Source organism: Nocardiopsis chromatogenes YIM 90109 (assembly GCF_000341185.1).
GTDB classification, from domain to species: domain Bacteria; phylum Actinomycetota; class Actinomycetes; order Streptosporangiales; family Streptosporangiaceae; genus Nocardiopsis_A; species Nocardiopsis_A chromatogenes.
The window spans coordinates 1-7,874 of record NZ_ANBH01000202.1; the positions used below are offsets into that span (position 1 = coordinate 1).

At 75.2% G+C, this 7,874-nt stretch carries 5 protein-coding genes; 4 read left to right on the plus strand and 1 reads right to left on the minus strand.

Annotated elements, in window-relative coordinates:
• The 3 genes from D476_RS0119490 to D476_RS0119500 all read left to right on the plus strand — a co-directional run.
• Positions 1 to 431 (plus strand): PucR family transcriptional regulator (locus D476_RS0119490; RefSeq protein WP_017625610.1); only part of this gene is annotated, 431 nt, incomplete at its 5' end.
• 380 nt (positions 432 to 811) lie between these two features.
• Positions 812 to 1,696: a hypothetical protein gene (locus tag D476_RS0119495; protein WP_017625611.1), complete on the plus strand. Its 885-nt coding sequence runs from the start codon at positions 812 to 814 to the stop codon at positions 1,694 to 1,696.
• A 485-nt stretch (positions 1,697 to 2,181) separates the two neighbouring features.
• On the plus strand, positions 2,182 to 5,757 hold the full coding sequence (locus D476_RS0119500) for a hydantoinase B/oxoprolinase family protein (protein ID WP_204367006.1): 3,576 nt from the start codon (positions 2,182 to 2,184) through the stop codon (positions 5,755 to 5,757).
• Positions 5,758 to 5,830: 73 nt separating this feature from the next.
• On the opposite strand, the gene D476_RS0119505 is transcribed toward D476_RS0119500, so the two are convergent.
• The gene (locus tag D476_RS0119505) at positions 5,831 to 6,529 is read right to left on the minus strand and encodes a GntR family transcriptional regulator (RefSeq protein ID WP_017625613.1); all 699 of its coding nucleotides are present in this window, start codon (positions 6,527 to 6,529) and stop codon (positions 5,831 to 5,833) included.
• A 306-nt stretch (positions 6,530 to 6,835) separates the two neighbouring features.
• Between D476_RS0119505 and D476_RS0119510 the strand changes: the two genes are divergently transcribed.
• Positions 6,836 to 7,874: NRAMP family divalent metal transporter (locus D476_RS0119510; protein ID WP_017625614.1), on the plus strand; the 1,039-nt coding region annotated here is incomplete at its 3' end.

Sequence of the window (7,874 nt, forward strand, 5' to 3'; positions counted from 1 at the left end):
GCCCGGTGGTGGTCGGCCCGCCGGTGGGCGAGCTGCGCACCGCCGGGACGTCGGTGGCGGCGGCCGTCAACGGGCTGCGGGCGGCGGTGGCCTGGCCGGACGCGCCGCGCCCGGTGCTCGCCGAGGACCTGCTGCCCGAGCGCGCCCTGGACGGCGACCGGGCGGCGCGCAAGCAGCTGGTGGAGGAGATCTACGAGCCGCTGCGCACGGCGGGGTCGCCGCTGCTGGACACCCTGTCGGTGTACCTGGAGCACGCCTCGTCCCTGGAGGCGACGGCGCGGATGCTGTTCGTGCACCCGAACACGGTGCGCTACCGGCTGAGCCGGATCGCGGAGCTGACCGGCCACATGCCCGCGGACGGCAGGGGGTCGTTCATCCTGCGGGTCGCGGTGACCCTGGGCCGTCTCGCCGAAGGCGGCGCCTCGCGGTAGGGGCCGGACCGGGGCCCGCGCGTCCGGCCGGACGCGCGAACCGTCCCCGTGCGCCACTCGCGGTGCCCCGCGCCCCCGCTCCCGCCGATGTGACCTTCGGCCCTGAAATGCCCTGAGGCGCTCTGCTTTATCCCCGGTTGACCCGTGGTGCGATAGACCTGTCATGAGGTGCTCGATCGGCGCGAACGTGCTGGAACGCGGCGGTTGCCGCGGACGTTCGCGCAGGAGAGGATGAGAGGAGTGTTCCGCCTCTCTTCTCCCGTTGGGGGAGTGAACCTCCCTTGAGGCGGCGGCGTCCTCTCCCGGGAGCGGCCGGGGCGGGGCGCAAGAGGGGCGGCCGCACCGACGACGGCCATGTGAAGGTGTGGGGGGGCGTTGCAGTGGTGAAGAGGCTGTGGGAGACGGCGAAGCGTCTCTACGGCGAGGCGGCCGAGGCCGTCCTCGCGCCGACCGAGTCCGGGCAGCTCTGGCGCAAGGTCCTGTTCTTCGTCCCGGTTCCGGTTCCCGTGCTGGCCGTGGTGGCGCTGATGGTCGGCGGCCACCTGTCCGCGGCCGGGGTGTGGATCCTGGCGGCGGGCTCGGTGGCGATCGCCTCGCTGCTGCTGGCCTCGGTGGTGCAGCCGACACCGCTGCCCGAGGGCCTGTCCACGGGGGCCTCCGTGCGCCGGTCGCTGCACCGGTTCCGGCAGATCTCCTCGCTGCGGATCGCGCTGGCGCTGACCCCGGTCGCCGTGGGCGCCGGGTTCGCGGTGGCCGGCGGCGGGCTGCTGCCGCTGCTGACCGCGCTCGCGCTGGCCTGGCCGCAGCTGGTGCTGGCGGCGCCGACGTTCTTCGTGATCACCCGGGCCCGCCGGGCCATGGAGGCCTGGGGCACCAAGGCCTACCTCTGGGCGGGCCTGGCCCAGCCCGCGCCGGTGGAGTGGCCGGTCGTGACCGCGCTGGCGGCGCGGGTCCGCGCCTACCGCGCGGCGCGCGCCGAGGGGGCGACCGCGGCGACGGCCGCGGGGACCGCCGCGGGGACCGCCGGGTTCACCGAGGAGGAGGACGGGGACGCCGACGGGACCGACGAGGAGGCCGAGGCCGCGACCGGGCTGCCGAGCCGCCTCGCCGCCACCAGCGGCGACCGCTCCGAGCCGTCGGACCTGCTGCCGGGCTTCCCGGCCGACGGCGCCCCGCAGGCGCGCCCCATCCCGAGGGGGAGCGCGGCGAGCCGCAGGATCGGCCGCCTGACACGCCGCGACCGCCGCCCCAAGGCCAAGAGCTGAGGCAAGGCCCATACGGCGGCCGCGCGGGGGAGCCCGCCCGGCCGCCGCGGCCGTAGCCCGGAGTGCGGCGTCGGCCGTCGGCGTGTGCGTGGTCACCGTGATGGCGGCGACGGCGCGAGGCGGACGGTTCCCCGGCCCCGCTTGCCGGGCGGCGGGTTCCTCGCGGTCCAGGTGGGGGCGCGGCCGAGAAGGTGAGGCTTGTTCGCGTCCGTGGCGGCCGCCGCCTTTTGTCGTCACTCCCCTTCGCCTCACGTCCAACCGGCCGCCCGGCCGGGGCCCGGGAGTGGGGTACCAGCCGGACCGCGAAGAACCTGCCGCCCGGCAAGCAGGCCCGGGGAACCGCTCAGCCCGGTTGCCGGGGACCTCCTCAGGGAGGAGTGCGGCCGCGCGCTCCGACCGCCCTCCCGACCACGGACCCCGACCGTGCCCCCGACTGCCCCTCGCCCTCCGGTATCGCGCAGCGCGCCCCCGGGTACGACGTCCGCGTGACGACGGGACGCTGGCAGTTCTGGGTGGATCGCGGTGGCACCTTCACCGACGTCGTGGCCCGCGGGCCCGACGGCGGGATCACGACGCACAAGCTCCTCTCGGACAACCCGTCCGAGTACGAGGACGCCGCCGTCGCGGGGATCGCCGCCCTGCTGGGCGGCCCCGTCGGCCCCGACACCGTGGAGTCGGTGCGCATGGGGACCACCGTGGCCACCAACGCCCTGCTCGAACGGGCGGGCGAACGCACCGCCCTGGTGGTCACCCGCGGCTTCACCGACGCCCTGCGCATCGGCTACCAGGCCCGGCCCCGCATCTTCGACCGGCACATCCGCCTGCCGGACCCCCTCTACGAGCGGGTCATCGCCTACGACGAGCGCATCGCCCCCGACGGCACCGTCATCCGACCGCCCGACCTGGACGCGCTCGCCGCCGATCTCCGGCGCGCGCTCGACGACGGCATCGGCGCGGTCGCCGTCCTGTGCATGCACAGCCACCTCCACCCCGGGCACGAGCGCGCCGCCGGGAAGCTCGCCCGCCGCCTGGGCTTCGCCCAGGTGTCGCTCTCCAGCGAAGCCTCCCCGCTGATGAAGCTCGTCCCGCGCGGCGACACCGCCGTCGCCGACGCCTACCTCTCCCCGGTGCTGCGGCGCTATATCGACCGGGTCGCCGAGAGCTCCGGCGGGGTGCGGCTGATGTTCATGCAGTCCAGCGGCGGCCTGGCCGAGGCCGGACGGTTCCGCGGCAAGGACGCGGTGCTCTCCGGACCGGCCGGCGGCATCGTCGGCATGGTCCGCACCTCCCTGGCGGCCGGGTTCGACCGGGTCATCGGCTTCGACATGGGCGGCACCTCCACCGACGTCTCCCACTACGCGGGCTCCTACGAGCGGGTGCACGAGGCGCAGGTGGCCGGGGTGCGGCTGCGCGCGCCCATGCTCGACATCCACACCGTGGCCGCCGGGGGCGGGTCGGTCCTGCGCTTCGACGGCGGCCGCTACCGGGTGGGCCCCGACTCGGCCGGTGCCGACCCCGGCCCGGCCTGCTACCGCAACGGCGGCCCGCTCACCGTCACCGACGCCAACCTCATGCTCGGCCGCATCCAGGCCGACCACTTCCCCCGCGTCTTCGGCCCCGGCGGGGACGAGCCGCTGGACACCGGCACGGTGCGCGAGCGCTTCGCCGGGATGGCGGCGGGCATCGCCGCGCGTACCGGCGACACCCGCACGCCCGAGCAGGCCGCCGAAGGGTTCGTGAAGGTGGCCGTGGAGAACATGGCCAACGCGGTGAAGAAGATCTCGGTGCAGAAGGGGCGGGACGTCTCCGGGTACTGCCTGACGACCTTCGGCGGCGCGGGCGGCCAGCACGCCTGCGCGGTCGCCGACGCCCTGGGCATCGGCACCGTGCTGGTGCCGCCGCTGGCCGGTGTGCTGTCGGCGCTGGGCATGGGCCTGGCCGACACCACCGCCGTGCGCGAGCAGTCGGTGGAGGAGCGCCTCGGCCCCGACCTGCGCCCCGCCCTGGACGGCCTGGCCGACCGGCTCGGCGCGGACGCCCGTGCGCACCTGCAGGAGGAGGGCGTACCCGACGGGCGCATCGAGCTGCGGCGGCGGGCGCGGCTGCGCTACGACGGCACGGACACCCCGGTCACCGTCGCCCTGGGGGCGGTGCCGGACATGGTCGCCGGGTTCGAGCGCGAGCACCGGCGCACCTACTCCTTCCTGATGGACCGGCCGCTGGTGGTGGAGGCCGTGGAGGTCGAGGCGGTCGCCCCCTCCGACACCGGCGACCCGGCGCCCGCCCCGGCGTCGGGCCCCGAGCCCCCCGAGCCGGTGCGGATGCACGTCGCGGGCCGGTGGCGCACCGTCGGGCTGCACCGGCGCGCGGCGCTCCCGCCCGGCAGCAGGGTCACCGGCCCGGCGGTCATCGCCGAGGACGGCGCGACCACCGTGGTCGACGACGGCTGGGCGGCGCGGGCCGAGCCCACCGGCCACCTGGTGCTGCGCCGGGTGCGCCCGCGCCCGCGCACCGCCCTGGGCACCGGCCCGGACCCGGTGATGCTGGAGGTGTTCAACAACCTCTTCATGTCCATCGCCGAGCAGATGGGCGCCCGGCTGGAGGCCACCGCCCAGTCGGTCAACATCAAGCAGCGCCTCGACTTCTCCTGCGCCCTGTTCGACCCGGGCGGCGGCCTGATCGCCAACGCCCCGCACATGCCGGTGCACCTGGGGTCGATGGGGGCGACCGTGCGCGAGGTGGTGGAGCGCAACGCCGGGCGGATGCGCCCCGGGGACGTGTACGCGGTCAACGACCCCTACCACGGGGGCACGCACCTGCCGGACGTGACGGTGGTGACGCCGGTCTACGGCGCCGACGGGCGCGAGGTGCTGTTCCACGTGGCCTCGCGCGGGCACCACGCGGAGATCGGCGGGCTCACCCCGGGGTCGATGCCCGCGTTCAGCCGCGACGTGCACGAGGAGGGGGTGCTGTTCGACAACCACCTGCTCGTGCGTGAGGGGCGCTTCCTGGAGGAGGAGACGCGCGCGCTGCTGGAGGGCGCGCGGTACCCCTCGCGCGCGCCGGAGACCAACCTGGCCGACCTCAGGGCGCAGGTGGCGGCGAACGCCAAGGGGGTCGAGGAGGTCGGGACGATGATCGGCCACTTCGGCCTGGACGTGGTGCAGGCCTATATGGGGCACGTGCAGCGCAACGCCGAGGAGGCGGTGCGGCAGGTGATCGACGCCCTCGGGGACGGGGAGTTCCGCTACGAGATGGATTCGGGCGCGGTCATCGCGGTGCGGGTGGAGGTGGACCGGCGCGCGCGGTCGGCCGTCATCGACTTCACCGGCACCTCGCCGCAGCTGGCGACCAACTTCAACGCGCCGTCGTCGGTGGCCCGGGCCGCGGTGCTGTACGTGTTCCGCACGCTGGTGGGGGACGACATCCCGCTCAACGACGGGTGCCTGGTGCCGCTGGACATCGTCGTTCCCGAGGGGAGCATGCTCGCGCCGACTTACCCGGCGGCCGTGGTGGCCGGGAACGTGGAGACCTCGCAGGCGGTGACGGGCGCGCTGTACGGGGCGCTGGGCGTGCAGGCCGAGGGGGCGGGGACGATGAACAACGTCACCTTCGGAAACGAGCGGTTCCAGTACTACGAGACGGTGGGTTCGGGGTCGGGCGCGGGCGACGGCTTCGACGGGGCGCCGGTGGTGCAGACGCACATGACCAATTCGCGGTTGACCGACCCCGAGGTGCTGGAGACGCGGCTGCCCGTGCGGCTGGAGGAGTTCTCGGTGCGCGAGGGCAGCGGCGGGGCCGGTGCCTGGCGCGGGGGCGACGGGGGAGTGCGGCGGATCGCGTTCCTGGAGCCGATGACGGTCAGCACGCTCACGGGCAACCGCAGGCGCGCGCCCTATGGCGCGGCGGGCGGCGAGCCGGGCGCGTGCGGGGCCGACGCGGTGGAGCGCGCCGATGGGACCGTGGAGGAGCTGGAGGGGTGCGCGTCGGTGCGGATGGAGCCCGGCGACCGCCTGGTGGTGCGGACCCCGGGCGGGGGAGGGTACGGGCGGCGGCGGTGAGGACCCCGGGCCCGGCCCGGGGCTGGGCCCAGAGCCGTACCCAGGGCTGTACCCGGGCCCGACGCCGCGGCCGCTACCCCTGGGCCCCCTCCGAGAACGCCTCCACCAGCTGGCGTTCGGCGACGTCGAAGTAGTCGGACAGCTCCTGGGCCGCCTCCTCCAGGCGTCCCTCCTCCAGCAGGCGGTGGATCCGGCGGTTCAGCGCCACGTACGGGACGTGGAAGTCGCGCGGGGCCGCCATCGCGTGGAACACCAGCCGCAGCTCGGCCAGCAGCCGCCGCACCACCTCGTCGGTGCGGGGGCTGTCCGCCAGCGCCGCCAGTGCCTGGTGGAACCGCATGTTGGCGGTGCCCACCCCCCACCAGTCGCCACGCCCGGCGGCGGCCTCGCCCTCCTCGACGGCGGCGCCCACCCGGGCCACCGCGCCCTGCGGGGCCCGGTCGGCGCGGCGCACCGCGTCCAGTTCGAGCGCGCGCCGCACCCGGTACAGGTCGACCACGTCCGCCAGCTCCGGCTCGGCGACGAACACGCCCCGGTTGAACCGGTGCACCAGCAGCCGCTCGTGCCCGAGCAGCCGGAAGGCCTCGCGGAGCGTGTTCCGGGACACCCCCAGGGCCTGGCCGAGCGCCTCCTCGGACAGCCGCGCGCCCGGGGCCAGCGCGCCGTCGATGATCCGCTCGCGCAGCGCGTCCGCCACGCGCTCGGCGGTGCTGGACCGCTCCAGCGCCCCCCGCAGCCCGGAGAGCGCCTCCAGCCCCTCGCTCGTCGCCACCCTCGGTCCCCGCTCCCTCGCTCGTTCCGCGTCCCGGTCCCCGGGGCCGGTCCGGCACCGCCGCCCGGGCCCGCCTCCCGATTCTGTCGGACCCCCAATTCTGTCGGACTCCGCGAACGCCTGCGGTGCGGGGCGTGCCGGGCTCCGCAGTGATCGGTTTCACCGAGGGGTGTGGCCTGGAGCGCGCGCCGGGGGTACGATGACGTCCGCCCACGCGATCGGTGAATTGTTCAACAATCCCCATGACGACCGTGTGGTGGCCCTGTCCCTCCCCCACCGCGGGATCCCCAGACGAGCGAGGACCGCATGAGCACCGCCACGACCACCCCCGCCCGCCGCGGGCGCGGAGTCCTGCTGGGAGCCATGTTCCTGATGGCCACCAGCGCCGTCGGACCCGGTTTCATCACCCAGACCACCGAATTCACCGTGACGATGGGCGCGGCCTTCGCCTTCGCCATCCTCGTCTCGATCGTCGTCGACATCGCCGTGCAGCTGAACCTGTGGCGGGTCATCGGCGTGGCGGGCCAACGGGCCCCCGCGCTCGCCAACAAGGTGCTCCCGGGCGCCGGATACGTCCTCGCCGCGCTGATCGTCTTCGGCGGCCTGGTCTTCAACATCGGCAACATCGGCGGCACCGCGCTCGGCCTGGACGCGCTCGCGGGCATCGACACCCGCATCGGCGGCGCCGTCTCCGCCCTCATCGCGATCGCCCTCTTCCTGAGCAAGCGCGCCGGGATGGCCATGGACCGCATCATCGTGGTGCTCGGCGTCCTGATGATCGCGCTGACCCTCTACGCGGCGTTCTCCTCCTCCCCGCCGGTCGGCGAGGCCCTGCGCGGCGCCGTGGCCCCGGGGGCGCTCGGCGCGGACGAGTTCACCGCGATCGTCACCATCATCGGCGGCACCGTCGGCGGCTACATCACCTACGCCGGGGCGCACCGCCTCATCGACGCCGGGGTCACCGGCCGCGAGAACGTACGCGCCATCTCCCGCGCCTCGGTCACCGGCATCATTGTCACCGGCGTCGTCCGCATCCTGCTCTTCCTGGCGGTGCTGGGCGTGGTGAGCGGCGGCGCCGCCATCGCCGACGCGGCCAACCCGCCCGCCGCGGCCTTCCAGCACGCCGCCGGGGAGGTCGGCCTGCGCCTGTTCGGCATGATCATGTGGGCGGCGGCGATCAGCTCGGTCATCGGCGCCTCCTACACTTCGGCGACCTTCATCACCGGCTTCTCCGAGCGGCTGCAGAGCCGCAGCACCTGGGTGGTGGCCGCCTTCATCGCCGTCTCCGCCGCCGCCTACCTGCTGCTGGGCCAGGCCCCGGACACCCTGCTGGTGATGGCGGGGG